The 16,226-nt window shown below is 68.5% G+C and carries 13 protein-coding genes; 4 read left to right on the top strand and 9 right to left on the bottom strand.

The annotated features are described in order from the left end of the window. Positions 1–35 precede the first annotated feature (35 nt). From AC5R91_RS06985 to AC5R91_RS06960, 6 genes are all read right to left on the bottom strand, one after another. Positions 36–194 carry a hypothetical protein gene (locus AC5R91_RS06985; protein WP_495396324.1) on the bottom strand — a complete coding sequence of 53 codons (159 nt, stop codon included), beginning with the start codon at positions 192–194 and terminating at the stop codon, positions 36–38. Between the two features lie 14 nt (positions 195–208). Continuing rightward, positions 209–1,165: a hypothetical protein gene (locus AC5R91_RS06980; RefSeq protein WP_495396322.1), complete on the bottom strand. Its 957-nt coding sequence runs from the start codon at positions 1,163–1,165 to the stop codon at positions 209–211. Between the two features lie 12 nt (positions 1,166–1,177). Beyond that, positions 1,178–2,650: an aldehyde dehydrogenase family protein gene (locus AC5R91_RS06975; RefSeq protein WP_495396320.1), complete on the bottom strand. Its 1,473-nt coding sequence runs from the start codon at positions 2,648–2,650 to the stop codon at positions 1,178–1,180. Between the two features lie 69 nt (positions 2,651–2,719). Further along, positions 2,720–3,934 carry a cytochrome P450 gene (locus AC5R91_RS06970; RefSeq protein WP_495396319.1) on the bottom strand — a complete coding sequence of 405 codons (1,215 nt, stop codon included), beginning with the start codon at positions 3,932–3,934 and terminating at the stop codon, positions 2,720–2,722. Between the two features lie 31 nt (positions 3,935–3,965). Beyond that, positions 3,966–5,405 (bottom strand): phosphotransferase family protein, encoded by a 1,440-nt coding sequence (locus AC5R91_RS06965; RefSeq protein WP_495396318.1) that lies wholly within the window; start codon positions 5,403–5,405, stop codon positions 3,966–3,968. Further along, entirely contained in the window at positions 5,393–6,352 is a 960-nt protein-coding gene (locus AC5R91_RS06960; RefSeq protein ID WP_495396317.1) for a DUF7064 domain-containing protein, read from the bottom strand. Before AC5R91_RS06960 ends, AC5R91_RS06965 begins: the two co-directional genes overlap by 13 nt. A 161-nt stretch (positions 6,353–6,513) precedes the next feature. Here AC5R91_RS06960 and AC5R91_RS06955 point away from each other — a divergent pair, with 161 nt between their 5' ends. Then, positions 6,514–7,404, top strand: coding sequence for a LysR family transcriptional regulator (locus AC5R91_RS06955; protein WP_495396316.1), 891 nt, complete (start codon positions 6,514–6,516; stop codon positions 7,402–7,404). Between the two features lie 94 nt (positions 7,405–7,498). Here the strand turns inward: AC5R91_RS06955 and AC5R91_RS06950 are convergent, their stop codons facing one another. Both AC5R91_RS06950 and AC5R91_RS06945 read right to left on the bottom strand, forming a co-directional pair. Beyond that, a complete protein-coding gene (locus AC5R91_RS06950) occupies positions 7,499–8,389 on the bottom strand; it encodes a glycosyltransferase (RefSeq protein WP_495396315.1) in 891 nt (296 codons plus the stop codon). 263 nt (positions 8,390–8,652) lie between these two features. Beyond that, positions 8,653–8,916, bottom strand: coding sequence for a hypothetical protein (locus AC5R91_RS06945; protein WP_495396314.1), 264 nt, complete (start codon positions 8,914–8,916; stop codon positions 8,653–8,655). A 1,198-nt stretch (positions 8,917–10,114) separates the two neighbouring features. Here AC5R91_RS06945 and AC5R91_RS06940 point away from each other — a divergent pair. The 3 genes from AC5R91_RS06940 (at position 10,115) to AC5R91_RS06930 (ending at position 13,913) form a co-directional block, all read left to right on the top strand. Then, positions 10,115–11,362: an IS4 family transposase gene (locus AC5R91_RS06940; protein WP_495392250.1), complete on the top strand. Its 1,248-nt coding sequence runs from the start codon at positions 10,115–10,117 to the stop codon at positions 11,360–11,362. An 863-nt stretch (positions 11,363–12,225) separates the two neighbouring features. Further along, positions 12,226–13,479 (top strand): group II intron reverse transcriptase/maturase, encoded by a 1,254-nt coding sequence (ltrA, locus tag AC5R91_RS06935; protein ID WP_495392341.1) that lies wholly within the window; start codon positions 12,226–12,228, stop codon positions 13,477–13,479. A gap of 185 nt (positions 13,480–13,664) precedes the next feature. Beyond that, positions 13,665–13,913 (top strand): hypothetical protein, encoded by a 249-nt coding sequence (locus AC5R91_RS06930; RefSeq protein WP_495396313.1) that lies wholly within the window; start codon positions 13,665–13,667, stop codon positions 13,911–13,913. Between the two features lie 25 nt (positions 13,914–13,938). Here the strand turns inward: AC5R91_RS06930 and AC5R91_RS06925 are convergent, their stop codons facing one another. Further along, positions 13,939–15,894 (bottom strand): M13 family metallopeptidase, encoded by a 1,956-nt coding sequence (locus AC5R91_RS06925; RefSeq protein ID WP_495396312.1) that lies wholly within the window; start codon positions 15,892–15,894, stop codon positions 13,939–13,941. Positions 15,895–16,226 lie beyond the last annotated feature (332 nt).

The following is a 16,226-nucleotide window of genomic DNA, read 5'->3' as shown; positions in this document are numbered from 1 at the left end:
ACGGTCGCCTGCCAGCGCGGGCGGCGCGTTCCCGCTCAGGTCAGCAGATAGACCAGGACGAACAGCGCCGCCGTCAGGCCCATGCACCAGGCGAAGACCCACGCGGACTCTCGCCGCAGGGCCGCGCCGTCCACGGGCGGCAGCATTTTCGCCTGGATCCCGAGCGGATCGTCGTCGGGCGTGCCCGTGCTCACCAAATCCTCCTCGGCTAGGGAACGTAGACGCTGTCGTGGCCGGTGAGCGCGCGCATCGCGACCAGCGGCAGGACGAGCATGACGAAGAAGGTGACCTGGAAGACCACGAACCACGCGCCGAAGCGGGCGAGTTCGAACTTCCACCTCGGTATGGTGACGTCGAAGTCGAGCCAGGCGTCGTATTCCTGCCGTCGATCGAGCCGCCGCTGACCGGCGAGTTGCCGGGGTGGCCGGACGAGCACGGCGGCGTCACCCGGGCCGCCCGCCGTCAGCGGTGTGCCGGGGTCGGATGACGGCTCCTCGGGTTCGCCGCGTCGTGGTCTGGTGAAACGTTCCAGCCCGAAGAAGCGTTCGAAGTAGTTGAGCGTGCGGACCGGCGGCTTGCCGGCCCAGTACGCGATCAGGTTCGGCCAGAACGACATCAGCCCGATCGTCCACAGCACGGTGAACTTTCCGCCGTTGCCGAACTCGATGTGCGGCCCGAACCCCGGGTCGTAGACCCACCATCCCATCGCGGCGGCCAGACTTTCGACGAGGAAGTCCCACGCGTAGTTCGCCGGTATCGCGAGTACGGCGATGGCCCGCAGCAGGCTCCACCCGAAACGCCGCACGAGGAACTGGCCGATGCGCAGCACGATGAAGGCATGCACCGTCCAGTAGCACGCGTAGGCGAAGGGCATGAAAAGCGGATCGTGCGGCGTCTTGATCGGCAGCCAGTCGAGCAGATGATGCTGGGCGAAGGCAGGGCTGTAGACGAGCTGCTGGCCCCAGTCGCCGACGGTCTCCATCCAGTAGACCAGCATGCTGTTCGTCAGGAACAGGAAACCCCACGTCAGCCGTCGCCGCCGGATGGTGTCGGCGACGGCCAGGACGATGATCAGTGCACCGAGGAGCGGGATCACCCAGTTGAAGAACCACACTCCGCTGGGGTCGACCAGCGCCGGCGGTACCGGCGGTTCGGCGGCAGCCACGATGCCTTCCTCTCAGCCGCGCGCCACGCCCCAGACGACCGACTTCGTCTGGAGGAACTCGTCGAGTCCGTGCTCGCCCCATTCGCGGCCCAGTCCGCTCTGCTTGTAGCCGCCGAAGGCGGTGTGCGGGCTGAGGCCACCGCCTCCGCCGTTGATCGTGACGTAGCCGGCGCGGAGCTGGGTGGCGAGGTCGTACGCGCGGATCGGGTCCTTCGCCCAGGCGGCCGCGGCGAGCCCGTACGGGCTGTCGTTGGCGATGCGGACGGCGTGGGCGTCGTCGTCGAACGGGATGATCACACCGACGGGGCCGAAGAACTCGGTGCGCGCGATGGTCATGGCGTTGTCGACCCCGGTGAACAGCGTCGGCTCGACGAAGTACCCCCGGTCGAGCCCGACCGGCCGGCCACCGCCGAAGACGATCCGGGCGCCCTCCTTCTCCCCGGTGCGGATGAGGTCCTCCACCTTGCCGCGCTGCGCCTCGCTGATGAGCGGCCCCATGGCGGTGTCGGCGTCGACGGGGTTGCCGACCTTGACCTGGGCCAGCGCGGCGGTGACCTTTTCGACGAGTTCGTCGTGCCGGGAGCGGTGCACCAGGGTGCGGGTGAGCAGGGAGCAGCCCTGCCCGGCGTGCAGGGTGATGCCGGTCAGCACGTCGACGAGCGCGAGGTCGAGGTCGGCGTCGTCGCAGATGATGTTGGCCGACTTGCCGCCGAGCTCCAGCACGACCTTCTTCAGGGTGGGCGCGGCCTGGCTGTAGACCATCCGGCCGACGTTGTCCGAGCCGGTGAAGCTGACGAGGTCGACCATCGGGTTGCTGGTCAGTTCCTGACCGGCTTCGACGTCGCCGGTGACGACGTTGAGCACGCCGGGAGGAAGCCCGGCCTCCTCGGCGATCTCGGCGATGAGGAAGGACTCCAGCGGGGTCGTGGGGGCGGGTTTCAGCACGACGGTGCACCCGGCGGCGAGGGCCGGCGCAAGCTTCATCATGCTGAGGAAGAACGGGAAGTTGTAGGCGGAGATGAGCCCGACGACGCCGAACGGCTCGCGGCGCAGCACGCCCTGGCCGATGCCGGCGCCGACGAACGGCAGCAGCGGCTTCTCCCAGGCGAAGGAGGGCACCACCCGCTCGGCCAGGTCGCGCAGGTGCGCGATCGGGATGCCCACCTGGACGGATTCGGCGAGCCAGCGGACCGACCCCGCCTCGACGATGTTCAGCTCGACGATCTCGGCCAGGCGCCGTTCCATCACCGACGCCATGCGCAGCATGATCCGGGCGCGCTCCCCGGGTGTCAGCCGCGGCCAGGGCCCGTCGTCGAAGGCCCGCCGGGCGGCCTCGATGGCCCGTGCCACGTCGGCGCGGGTCGCCTGCGGCACCCGGCCGATGACCTCCTCGGTCGCCGGGTTCAGGACCTCGAGCTGCGTTGCGCCCTCACCGTCGGACCATGTTCCGTCGATGTAGAGTCGGTAGGAGAAGTCGGTGGCCATGGTTCTCCCTTTCAATCGGTGCCACGAATGCGGCGGGCCCGGTTGGCTGCCTCGTTTGCCGAGCCGGCGTCAGACGGCCCACCGCAGCGGCAGGGACTCCAGGCCCCACACCCCGCCGCCGTGTTCGAGGGGAATCTCGGCGAGCTCGTAGTCGGGAACGAGCTGGTGCCATTCCTGTAACAGCACGGCGAGTTCCTGGCGAGCCAGGTGGGAACCGAGGCAGCGGTGGGGGCCGCCACCGAAGGAAAGATGACGGATCGTCGTGCGATCGAGATCGACCCGCTTGGCGTCGGGATAGGCCTGCTCGTCCCGGCCGGCCGCGGAGAGTGGGAAGGCCGCCATGTCCCCCTTCCTGATCGGGCAGCCGTGGAACTCCGCATCCCGGGTGGCCTTGCGGGCCGTCTGCACGATCGGATATGCCCGGAGTAGTTCCTCCACGGCGTGGGGGATCAGATCGGGCTCGGCGGTGATCCGGGCCCGGTCCTGCGGGTGCGTGGCCAGGTGCAGCAGGGCGTACGAGGACTGGCCGGCGACGGTGTCGAGGCCGGCCATGAACAGCAGCAGCAGGCAGTTGAGCACGTCCCCGTCGCTCACCGGCTCCCCGTCGATCTCCCAGGAGACCGCGGCGCTGACGACGTCCTGGGCGTGGGGATCGGGGTTCGCCCGCCGCTCGGCGACGAGGCCGGCGAAGTACGTCTGGACGGCCTGCATGCCCGCGAGCCGCACCGAGCCGTCGGGGTCGCTGTCGTTGTTCTCATGCAGGATCATGTGTTCCCACCGCATGAACTCGCCGAGCTGTTCCCTCGGCATCCCCATGATCTCCAGAAAGATCGTGCTGGGGAAGACCTGCGCGAAGTCGCGCACGAAGTCGCACTCGCCCCGGTCGCGCAGACCCTCGATGAGCTCGACCGCGAGCCGGTGCTGGCCGGCCTTCATCGCCTTCGTCCGGCCGGGCGAGAAGTACGACCCGAGCAGGTGACGCCATTTCGTGTGTTCCGGCGGGTCGAGCATGATCGGGATCCACCGGTAGGGCGGATCCGGCTCCGTGGGGACGATCACCGAGTTCGACCAGAGGTCAGGCTGCTGGAGCCCGTCCAGGATCACGGAATGGTCCGTGAAGACCCAGTACCCGCCCGCCTCGCCGGTCCGGACGGCCGGGCGACCGGCCGCCTGATGGCCGTCCATGCGCTGGAACAGGCTCAGGGCCGGTGCGGGTGGCGGGCCGGTGACGTAGTCGACGACCGGGCAGGCGTGGGCGACGGGTCCGGTCTCGGGATCGATCATGATCACTCCCTGTTGGTCGAGAGGGGCCTTCTCAGCACGCGTCGGTGAGGGGCGGCCAGGTGCGAAGGTGCAGGGCACCGGACGCATGGCGCATCACGTGGTCGTCCCGCATCACCCGGTTCCACAGGTATCGCGTGAAATCCTCGTCGCTGACCCGCCGGCCGGCGTTCGCCGCGGCGAGCGCCTCCCGCCCCGCCTGCAGCGACGGGGGTGGGTTTCCGAGAAGCAGGGCGATGTCAGAACGCTCCAACTCGTCGCGCTCCCGGCCGCAGGCGTCCAGCTCCCGCAGGTGACGAATTACCCGCGCTACTCCCTTCAGCCACTGGGACGCCAACGGGTCGGTGATCCGTGGCGTGATCGTGCGCAGCATCGCCAGCACGTCTCCGTACAGGGGCTGCCAGTCGCGTGGATCCGCCGGCTCCGGCATGACCGGCCTGGTGAGCTCGAGACCCATGACGGCGTTCAACGCCTCCAGCCACAGCCGGCGGTGGAGCTGGAGATAGAGCATGAGGTTCCCGACGTCCTTCTCGGCAACCGACTGGTCGTCGTCCACCGCCTGGGTGCCGAGGCCGTCGTTGGGAGCGAGTGTCGCCATCGTCGTCTCCGCGAAGACCCGGTAGTACAGGATTCGGTCGACGTCGATCGCGTGGCCGGAGAGCTTCTCGTATTCGGCGAGGCGGTCGGGCAGGTGGGTGAAGGTGTCCTGCACGGTCCGCAGGGACAACCAGGCGATGTCATCCATCGGATCCCCGACATGGCAGAGTTCCCAGTCCAGTACGGCCGTGACCCGTCCGTCCCGGTACAGGAAATTGCCGGGCCCGGTATCGCCCTGGACCAGCACCACGGGACCGTCGTAGTCGGGCACGTGGGCTTCCAGCCAGTCCGCCGACAGGCGGACCAGGGGGTCGATCGAGCCGTCCGGGGCGGTGGCGCGCCGGCGGATCTGCGCGATGCGCTCCAGGGCATGCTCCCGCGCCGACCGCACCCGCCCGAGCGCGGGCAGGTCCAGGCGGGCGGGGTCGAGGCGATGGACCCTGGCCAGGCTTCTGACGAAGTCCTGCGCCACCCGGACCTGCTCGCCGGGGTCGCGAATGCGGGAGAACCAGGTATCGCCCGGCACCCGCTCGAGCAGGACCGCCTCTTCCACCGGATGGACGGCGTATACGGCGGGAACCGCGATTCCGGCGCCGCCCAGGGCCCGTAACACCTCGGCCTCGGTGGCCAGCCGGTGGAAGGCGCTGCGGGCGGGCAGCGGCCGCGGGCTGTACCGCAGGAACAGCTTCCCGCCGGTGTCGCCGATCCCGCCGGTGTCGCCGTTCCTGTCGGTGTCGCCGTTCCTGTCGGTGTCGACGTCGATGAACCAGCCCTGGCGGGTGCCGCCGCCCGGAATCCTCGTCGCGTTCAGGATCGGATGTCCGACCGCCTTCTCCATCCATTCCAGGATGGCGGCGGGCAGGGTCAGGCTGCCCATTCGGCGCTCCCGCGGCGGTGCCGTCGCCACTCGTCGATCGGCCACACGTCCTGGTCCTCGCCGTGCAGGGTGCGGCCGTCGACAGTCCACCGCAGCGAGGTGTTGATACAGACCGTCGTACCGCCGGGAAGGATCATTCGGCTCGTGCCTTCGGCCCGGCCGACGGTGCTGCGGCCGTGTTCGTCGACGACCTCGAGATCGACGCCGGTGATCCAGCCCTGCTCCGGATCGCGGCGTATCGTGCGGCGGCCCTCGACGATCTGGGCGAGCTTGCCGTCGCGGCGGACGTAGCCGGAGTGCACGCGCTCCGGGACCGTGCCGCCCTGATGCGCCTCCGGGGACGTGTAGGTGAGCAGGCTCAGCCCGGGGGAGGCGGCCCAGGTGTAGCCGACACGCCGGTAGCCGCGCTCGGCCCGGGGTCCCCAGGAGCGGTCCCGCATGGCGTAGCAGTCGACCTCGAAGCGTTCGCCGTCGAGCAGCAGGCGGCCGGTGACGTGCCCGGTCTGGTCGTAGTGCGAGGCCTTCGGATACGGCGGCGCCCCCCGGCGCAGCGGCACCGGCGGTTCGAGCGCGTCGAAGCGCAGTTCGACCCGGCACCGGTTCCGGTCGTCATAACCGAGGCGGTAGGACGTGGCGGGTTCGCGAACCTGGACCGTCATTCCGGTCGGAAACTCCACGCGGCCCGGCGACGGCTGGATCGGCGCTTTGAGGTGCGCGAACTGCTCGTAGAACGGAATATCCCACGGCGCGCTACCGGCGGCGTCCCAGATCCAGCAGCCGCCCGCCGTTCCGCCGGCGTTGTGCTTGACCGACGCGTAGAGCCAGGCTCCCAGCGCCCGGTCCGGCACGAAGAACGAGAACCAGAATGTCTCGGTCTCATAATAGTTGTCCGATGGAGCATGAAGGTCGTCGTCGGCGGGGGTGAAGCAGTTCGGGTCATCGTCCATACCAGCTCCTCTCGTTGCGGGACCGTCATCCGGGTACCTGATCGACCGATGCCGCCGGGACCTCGCGCGTCGACCGGCCCCGCGAGCTTCCGCCTGCCTCAGCCTCGGATCAAGAGTCGTCCGGTTGACGCATCGTTTCCCGTTCGGGGACGATCCTCCGCGTGGGAATCGATCACTTGGAGGTGTTCGTCGCCCTCGCCGACGAGCTGCACTTCGGACGGACCGCCGCCCGGCTGGGCCTGAGCACCTCCGGCGTCAGCAAGCGCCTGCAGGACTTCGAGGCCAGCGTCGGCATCCGGCTGTTCGCGCGCACCAGCCGCCGCGTGGCCCTCACTCCGGAGGCGGGGCCCCTGCTCGACCAGGCGCGCCTCGTCCTCGCCAGCATCGAGACCTTCCGGGCCGTCGCCGCCGACACGGCGAACGGCACCGCCGGCACCGTCGGTCTTCTCCACGCCAGCAACCACTTCGACGTCGTCTCGTCGCTCGTACGGTCGCTTCGCTCCCGGCACCCCGACCTCAGGCTCGAGTACCGGGAGAAGCCGAACCAGAAGATCGCGGCGTCCGTTCTCGCCGGGCGGGCGGCCCTCGGCATGTGCTGGGGTGAGCTACCCGTGGGGCTCGACGCCTACCGCTTCGACGTCCTCCTGCTCGACACGGTCTTCGTCTCCGCCGGGCATCCCCTCGCGCGCCGATCGGCGATCGACCTCGAGGATCTCGACGGCGAGACCTTCATCCTGACCGGCCCGGATCCCGCCGCCCTCTGGCAGACCGCCGGAATCACCATCACCGTCCGCCGCCCGCCCATCCACGGCCGCGACGAACTCGCCACCCGGGTCGAGACCGGCGAGGGCATCGCGCTGACCGCCTCGCGCGCGGTGCCGCGATACCGGCACCGGGCCGTCGTCGCGGTCCCGCTCGCGGACCCCGCCTCCTGGGGCCGCCTGGATCAGCTCCTGATCTGGCGAACGGGCGAGGACAGCCCCGCCGTCCGCAACGTCGTCGAGACCACGAAGAGACTGGGCCTCCCGGGTGTGCCGGCCGGCGATCAGTAAGTAGTCGGTCACGATCAGCACGTGGGTTGCCCTGCCGGAGAAGGCGAGCGGGAAGAAGGCGAGCGGGAAGGAGGCGAGCGGGAAGGAGGCGACGTCAGCGCTTGACGAGCAGGTGCGCAGGCGGCGGGCCGAAGCGACCGTGGAGGAAGTCGAGGAGCGCTCGCAGGCGTCCTTCGAGGTGCCAGTAGGGGCCGCGCCGGGCCGGTACGACGGCGCCCGCGGCGAGGTGCCACAGCGCGATGCAGAGTCGGATGAACGCGTGGTAGCGGCCGGAGTGCTCCCGCACGAGCAGCAGGGTGTTGCGAAGCTGCAGGTAGTCGATCGCCGCGGAGGTCGAGCTGATGTGCGGGTTGGTGACCATCGCGCCGCGCACGAGTCCGGACTCCCAGCCGGCGGATCGCGCCCGTAGCGCGAGGTCCGCCTCCTCGCAGTACGCGAAGTAGCGTTCGTCGAAGATCCCGATCTCGTCGAGGCAGGCGCGCCGGGCGAACATCAGGGTGCCGTGCGGGTGGCCGGCCGGCTCCCAGCCCTCGTCGACGCGCGCGGGCGCGAGGATCCCGCCGAAGTAGGGGTCGAGGACCGGCGTCGCTCCGTCGCCGACGTCGGCACACGCCAGCCCCGCTCGTGGCTGCTCCGCCAGCACGCTCAGCATGTGACTCAGGCAGGTGGGCTCGGGCAGCGCGTCGTGGGGCACGAGCACCACCCACTCGCCGGCGTCCTCGTCGGCGAGGAACGCCCGAAAGCCGATGTTGGCCGCCGGCCCGAACCCCAGGTTGCCGCCGGCCAGCACGACCGCGACATCGGCGGCCTCGACCGGCGGCGGGATCGCCGATCCGTTGTCGATGATCGTTATCGCGACCGGGACGTCCTGCGCGCGGAACGCGTCGATCGTGTCGAGCAGCCGCGCAGGCTGGTCACGGTGAACGATGACGACCGGAACAGGCTGGACGACCGAAGGCGGCCGGCCGCCCGGGAGAGGCTGCACGAACTCAGTGCTACACCAGCGCCGCCGACGAGCGCGGATCACCCGCGAGCCGGGCACGGCGACGACCGCCCGGAATCAGCCCAGGCAACGGTGGCGGCAACCGGAACCACGGAGTCCGCCACCGATCCGTTCGCTGCTCGACGCGACGTTATGGGAACGCGCGCCGAGTAGCGAACGGTGGCCGGGCGGCGCACCGGCGTGCCTACGGTGCGCCGAGGCCCGATCGGCCTGACCTCACCTCGCCTGGTTACTGCCAGGCCTGGTTACTGCCGGGCACCGAACGACTGGCCCTGCTGGCCGCCGCCGACGCCCGTCAACTGCCGCAGCCGGTTCTCGACGTACTGCTCACTGTGGTGCGTCCTGTCCGCAATCCGCGCGACGAGGTCATCGATGCCGGCCGCGGCATCGAGATCCGCCGAGCTGACCTGATTGAACTGGTCGAGAATTCGGTAGCGAAGCTGCTGCCAGTTCCGGCGCAACTGCTGCTCCACCTGCCGGCGCTGCTCCTGCTGCTCCTGCTGGGTCACTTCGTGATCCCTTCTGGTCATTCCCCGAACGCGGTGAAGGTGCGGGAGGGACGGTACCCCAGCCGGCCCGGACAGCGCCAAACCGATATCGGATTTGAATGTTAAGGGTCTTTTGTGAACCCATCGGAACGAAGACCTCGTGGAACTCGTCGAAGTTGCGCACGATGTTGGCGCGCAGCTCCGGCGGGCTGTGCGGGTCGGTGGTGAGGTACTGCCGCTCGAGCTCGAGCCGCCGCTTGGTGCGCACACGTAGGACCAGTTCATGGAACTCGCTCGGCGTCCAGCAGAGATCCCGACTGCTGGATCCGCTGCGACCCCGACGCCCACGTCGAACCAAAAGTCGGGCTACCCGACCGGATTCGCGAGGTCCCGGCGACGCTGCAGGACGCCACGACCACGAAGCCGATCCTGGCGCTGCGCCCGGACAATGCCTGGCTGACCGATCCCGCCCGTCATGGGAGCCCGCCTCTGCAACCCCAACACCGGCCGGTTCCTCTCCGTTGGCCCCGTCCTCGGTGGCTCTGCCAACTCCTACGAGTACGCCGTAAAGGTGCTACTGGACGGGCGGTAAGCAGTCGCCCAACCGTACCTGCTCGGACGGATGTCACTATACTTGTCTTTGTGACGATCAGAGCATGGACGCAGACGACATCGCCGATGGTCATATTCTGTGCGGTGCTGGGCGTCTTCGCAATAGCTGGCTGTTCGGAGCCTTCCGCCTCATCGTCGAAGTCGGGGTGTACGGATCAAAATGGACGCCTTGCCGAACGGCTGGATGGCCTTGCGGTACTCGAGCTGCGCCCTGCTACTGCGAGTCTTCGAGAACAGGGCTCAGGCTGCGACGCGAGTTCCGGCACCGCGCACGCGGTGCGTACCTACAGCTTCCCGGACAGGGTCGACGAGGTGACGGACTTCTATCGTGTGGCTCTGCGTGAGGCAGGATGGAAAGCGTCGGTTACCGATGGTTCGCCGGGCGATCCGAATCGACTCTCTGCCGCGGGTCTGTGCTTCTCCAAAGGCATCGAGGGTATCACCACAATTCTCCACGTGTCGTATCGAAGCGATTCCGGTAAGGTCGAGATGTCAGACCCGGGCATTCGTGGCCTTGCCGCAATGCCACTTCCACTATTTGGATCTTGACTGGTTGCGGTGTGTCGGTTCGGGTGGTTCTGCCTGGTTGGCGGCATGATCGTGGGCTGTGACGGACACGGGTAGCCAGCTGATGGACTGGATCTCGTTGGGGGTCCTGACGTCGTTCGTGTCGCGGGATGCGGTCGACGAGGCGATCGAGGCGACCGGGACGGGTGCCCGGCGCAGCGACACGACGATCCCGCCGCGGGTCGCGGTCTACTTCGTGATGGCGCTCGCGTTGTTCGCGGACGACGACTACGAGGCGGTCGCGCGCCGGCTCGCTACCACGCTTGACGATCTCGACGTGGTCGGGCCGCGATGGGAACCGACCTCGGGCGGGCTGACCAAAGCCCGCCAGCGGCTCGGTGCGGCACCGCTGGCGGAACTGTTCTCGCAGGTCGCCGGGCCGGTCGCGGACCTCGACACGGTCGGGGCGTTCCTCGGCCCGTGGCGGCTGATGAGTATCGACGGACTGGAGTGGGACGCGCCCGCCTCGGCGGAGAACATCGCCGCGTTCGGCCTGCCCGCGGGCCGCGACGGCGCGCCGGGGGCGCTGCCGAAGGTCCGCGCCCTCACCGTGTCCGAGTGCGCCTCGCACGCGCCGGTGCTGGCCGTGCTCGGCCCGGCCGGCGGCGCGAAGCCCGCCAGCGAGCAGGCCCTGGCCCGCACCCTGTACCCACGGCTGGCCGAACGCTGGCTTCTGCTCGCGGACCGCAACTTCTACTCCTGGACCGACTGGTGCACGGCCGCGGACACCGGCGCGGCACTGCTGTGGCGGGTCAAGGCCAGCCTGCGGCTGCCGCCGCTGCGCGCGTTGTCCGACGGCTCGTACCTGACGGTCCTGGTCAACCCGAAGATCACCGGGAAGGCGCGGGACGCCCTGGTCGCCGCGGCCCGCGCCGGTGAGGTACTCGACCCGGCGAAGGCCCGCTACGCCCGTCTCGTCGAGTACGACGTGCCCGACCGGGACGGCGACGGGAAACACGAGGTCATCGCCCTGCTCACCACGATCCTCAACCCACGCGACGCGACCGCGTCCGCGCTGGCCGGGGCCTACCGGCAGCGCTGGGAACACGAGACCGGTAACAGGCAGCTCAAGACCTACCTACGCGGCCCGGGGAAGGTCCTGCGCTCGAAGCACCCCGACACCGTCTACCAGGAGATCTACGGCTACCTGCTCACCCACCACGCGATCAGCGCGCTGACCTGCCAGGCCGCGACCGCCGCCGGGATCGACCCCGACCGGATCAAGTTCAAGCGCACTGTCAGGATCATCCGGGACCGGGTCGCCACCGACCCGGCTTTTTCCCCCTGACCAGCGGGCACGCACCCAAGGCGAGATCGCCACCGACATCACCCGACCGACCCGGCTCAACACCCGCCGCGAACGCACCTACCCCCACGTCGTCCGCCGAGCCCGCCACAACCAGTACCCGGTCAAGAAACCCGGCCAGCACGGCATCCGCCACCATGCCCCGCCCACGATCAGACTCGCCAACCCGGTGAAACCCCAGGTCACAGCTTGATCAACTTAGCGGAAGTGGCATTGTTGCGTCACGAACACGGAGAGGAGTCGGTCGGTAGGTAGCGACTACTCGATGTGATGCTGTGCAGGAGATGGAGGATTGTGGCCCTCCGGCGTCGCCCTGCGGGGGGAGATGTCAAATCACCTTGAGCTGCGTTAGTTGACGACTGTCGTGGTGAGCGTCGAGGAAAAGGCGGTGTAAGAGCCGTCAGATGGGGACCAGAAAGCCGAACGTGAGTGAACCGCTGATGACGTGTCGAGATTTAGGAAACGGCGTCGAAACCGGGGTGTCAATGCGACTCCGGGATGAGCCTGGCGGGTGCCCGTCTATTGGCCAGGTGGCGTCCGGCATGCAGGCGGCGGGATTCTGGTCTGCTGCTCCTGTACGGAACGTGAGAAGGCGCGCGTCGATACAGGGTCCACCGGGCAAAGATGACGGTGGCTCCGAGAGGGAGTGCGTCGAGCGGCGGGAACCGTGAGGCGTTGAGTACCGATGCGATGCGCGCTGGCGGACCGACTCGTAGTAGTGATGAAGCTTCTGTAATGGGAGCGGAGCGAAGGGGTCGGCTCACCTGTGGTTTGCGCACACGAGCAACCGGAGGGGCTCCCTCCGGGAGGACGAGCAACCAGAATATTCTTCTGGGAGGACACGAGTGGGCAAGTTGGATCCGGAAAGTAAACCGTTCGATATATCGAAGCGACTGGTGTGGGAGGCGTACGAGAACGTCAGGGACAACAAGGGTGCCGCCGGGGTGGACGGGTGGTCCGTCGAGGACTTCGAGAAGGATCTGAAGAACAACCTGTACCGAATTTGGAACAGGATGTCCTCGGGGACCTACTTTCCGCCTCCGGTTCGGGCGGTCGAGATACCAAAACCGCACGGCGGAGGGACAAGGATGCTAGGTGTTCCCACCGTCGCCGACAGAATCGCACAGACAGTGGTGGCCCGGCACCTGGAACCCCGTACCGAGTCGATCTTTCATGAGGACTCGTACGGGTACCGGCCAGGGCGGTCGCCGCTGATGGCGGTGGAGAAGTGCCGCCAGCGGTGCTGGGAGAAGAACTGGGTGATCGATCTTGACATCCAGAGCTTCTTCGATTCGGTTGATCATGATCTGGTGGTCAAGGCGGTGAAGGCCAACACCGATCAAAAGTGGGTGGTGTTGTATGTGGAGCGGTGGCTGAAAGCGCCGATCCGGATGCCCGATGGCAGGCTGGTGGAACGGGATCGCGGTACTCCCCAGGGATCGGCCGTGTCACCCGTGCTCGCTAATCTGTTCTTGCACTATGCGTTGGACCTGTGGATGGTCCGGGAGTATCCGGCTGTCCCGTTCGAGAGGTTCGCGGACGACGTTGTGGCGCACTGCGCGACCGAGCGGCAGGCCAGGCAGCTGCTGGGGGAACTGACCGAAAGGTTGGCCAGTGTCGGGCTGCGAGTGCATCCCGACAAGACGCGAATAGTGTACTGCAAGGATCGGAAACGGCGTCAGAACCATGAACAGACGTCGTTCACGTTCCTGGGCTATACGTTCCGCCCCCGGAAGGCCCCGACGAAGGACGGCGGGAGCATGTTCACCGCGTTCCTGCCGGCGATGAGCGGGGAGGCCCTGAAAGACAAGGGCCGTACTGTCAGGCGCTGGCGGCTGCACCTGCGTACCACCTCGGACATCGGGGAAATCGCCGTGTGGATGAACCCTGTCATCCGTGGCTGGATGAACTACTACGGCAGATTCTACCGGACCGAGATGTATGTTCTTCTGCGACGCATCAACACCTACCTGGTGCGGTGGGCGCGGCGGAAGTTCCAACGGTTGAGGGCGTTCAAGCGCGCCAAGCGATGGTGGAACGGGCTCCTGCGAAGGCAGCCCCGGCTGTTCGCCCATTGGGCGTGGATGCCCGATTTCTGACGGATCAGGTGAGAAGAGCGGAGTGACGAGAGATCGTCATGCTCCGTTCTGTGGGAGCCCGGGGGTGAGATCCCCCCGGGCCACCCGGCGGCCTTGCCGTCACCGCGACAGCAAACGATGATCATGAGCTGAGGTGTTAAGTTTCTTGATCATGTTCGGTGGTGTGGCGTACGGACCCCATACCGGTGGCGGCGGGCAGCGTACAACCCGACCATGACGGACAGCAGGGGAGTGCGTCGTCGCATCTACCGGCGATCCTCACCGCGGTGGCCGCGCTGATCGCCGTCGCCGGCGGCCTGCTCGGCCTGGGGGAGACCCGCCAGGCGAACAAGAACGCGTTCATCCGCTGCCTCAGCACGGCCCCCGCCCCGCCCTGCGCGCGCCGCCGCCCCCCGATGCCGACGGCACCGTCCCGCCGCTACCGACGGGCATGAGCCGTCAGGCGCTGCCGCGGGCCCCCTACCAGATGCGGACGCGGTCGGGCGGGTCCAGCCACAGCCCGTCGCCGGGGACGGTGTCGAAGACCTCGTGGAACTCGTCGAGGTTACGGACGATGTTGGCGCGCAGCTCCGGCGGGCTGTGCGGGTCGGTGGTGAGGTACTGCCGCTCGAGCTCGAGCCGCCGCTTGGTGCGCCACACGTAGGCCCAGTTCATGAACAGCCGCCGCCGGTCGTCGCGCGACGCCTCGCCGTTCTGGGAGATGACGAAGGCCTGGTGCGCGATGGTGAGGCCGCCGAGATCGCCGATGTTCTCGCCGACGGTCAGTGCGCCGTTCACCTTTTCGCCCGGCAGGTTGCGCGACTCGAACGCGTTGTACTGCTCCACGAGCGTCTTCGACTTCACCTCGAAGGCAGCCTTGTCGGCGGGGGTCCACCAGTCGTTGAGGTTGCCGGCGCCGTCGTACTGCGCGCCCTGGTCGTCGAAACCGTGACCGACCTCGTGGCCGATGACCGCGCCGATGCCCCCGTAGTTCTCGGCAGGATGGGCGTCGGGGCTGAAGAACGGCTTCTGCAGAATGCCGGCCGGGAAGCAGATCTCGTTGGTGCCCGGGTTGTAGTAGGCGTTGACGGTCTGCGGGAGCATGAACCACTCGTCCCGGTCGACCGGCGAGCCGATCTTGGCGAGCTGCCGGTCGGTCTCGAACGCGGCGGCGGCGCGGGCGTTGCCCATCAGATCGTCCCGGCGGACCCGCAGGCCCGAATAGTCCCGGAACCGGTCGGGGTAACCGATCTTCGGCCGGAACGTCTCGAGCTTGTCGTACGCCCGGAGCTTGGTCTCCTCCGTCATCCAGTCCAGCCGGGAGATCGACGCGCGGTAGGCCGCGAGCAGGTTCGCGACGAGGTCGTCCATCTGCGCCTTGGCGCGCGGCGGGAAATGCCGGGCGACGTACTCCTTGCCGACGGCCTCACCGATCGCGCCCTGGACGAACCCCACCGCGCGCTTCCAGCGGGCCCGCAGCTCGGGCGTGCCGCTGAGGGTGCGGCCGTAGAAGTCGAAATGCGTCTCGACGAACGGGTCGGGCAGGTACGACGCGGCCGAACGCAGCACGCGGCTCACCACCCAGTCGCGCCACGCCTCGATCGGCGTGTCGGTCAGCACCGTCGACAGGTGCGCGAAGAACGACGGCTGCCGCACGCACGTCTCCGCCAGCGTCGCGTGCGGGCCGGTGAGCTGCCCACCGAGACCGGTGATGTAGGCGTCCCAGGCGAAGGCCGGGCAGAGCGCCGCCAGCTCCTCGGCCGTCGTCAGGTTGTAGGTCTTCTGGACGTCGCGGGTCTCGGCCCGCTCCCAGTGGCCCTTCGCGAGCAGGGTCTCCAGGGAGAGGATCCGCTGCGCGGCGCCCTCGGGGTCGGGATGCTCGCCCAGCCCGAGCATGCGGGTCAGATAGGCGACGTACTTCTCGCGCGTCTCGGCGAACCGGTCGTCGCGGTAGTAGGACTCGTCCGGCAGGCCGAGGCCGCCCTGGCTGAGGTGGAACAGGTAGCGGTCGGAGTTGCGGTCGTCGGTGTCGACGTAGGAGCCGAAAAGCCCGGGGCCGCCGTCGCGCTCGAGCTCGCCGAGGAACGCGGCGAGGTCGCGGACGTCGCCCAGACCACGCGCGGCATCCAGCAGGGACCGGACCGGGTCCAGACCGAGCGCCTGGATCGCGTCGACGTCCAGGAAGGAGTTGTAGAGGTCGGCGATCTTCCGGGCGTCCTCGCCCTGGGTGGCCGGGTCCTGCGCGGCGAGGTCGGTGATGATGTCGCGGACCTGCTGCTCGGCGGCATCGGCGAGCTGCACGAACGGGCCCCAGCTCGAGCGGTCGGACGGAATCTCCGTCTCGGCGAGCCACCGGCCGTTCACGTGGCCGAACAGGTCGTCCTGCGGTCGGACGTCGAGGTCCATGCCCTCACGGGCGTCGTCGAGGATGCTCACAGAACGAAAGTCTCCAACCGATCGGGTGTTCAGGGAAGGACCTTGCCGGAGCCCGCCGCCACCCGCGCCGGGAGGCGGCCCGGGCACGCGCGAGCATGCCCGGGGGGCAGGGTCTCCGCGCCGGTCGCCAGGCATGATCAGGCGATGGTCGAGGCGCCGGCCCGGTCGCCCGCCGCGGTGTCGGGCACAGGTAGGTCGATCGCTGGTTCGTCAAGGAAACGTACCTCGGGATTGCCGGTCGACGGGCCTGCCTCTACCGGGCCCGGAGTCACCGGTAGACATTGACGTGAGCGTCGTCGATACAGCGCCCCGGTGGTAGTTCCTCGCCCGGT

Source organism: Frankia sp. BMG5.60, from assembly GCF_059428125.1.
The sequence above is the reverse complement of the archived record's forward strand: the minus strand, read 5'-3'. Positions and strand labels throughout refer to the sequence as shown.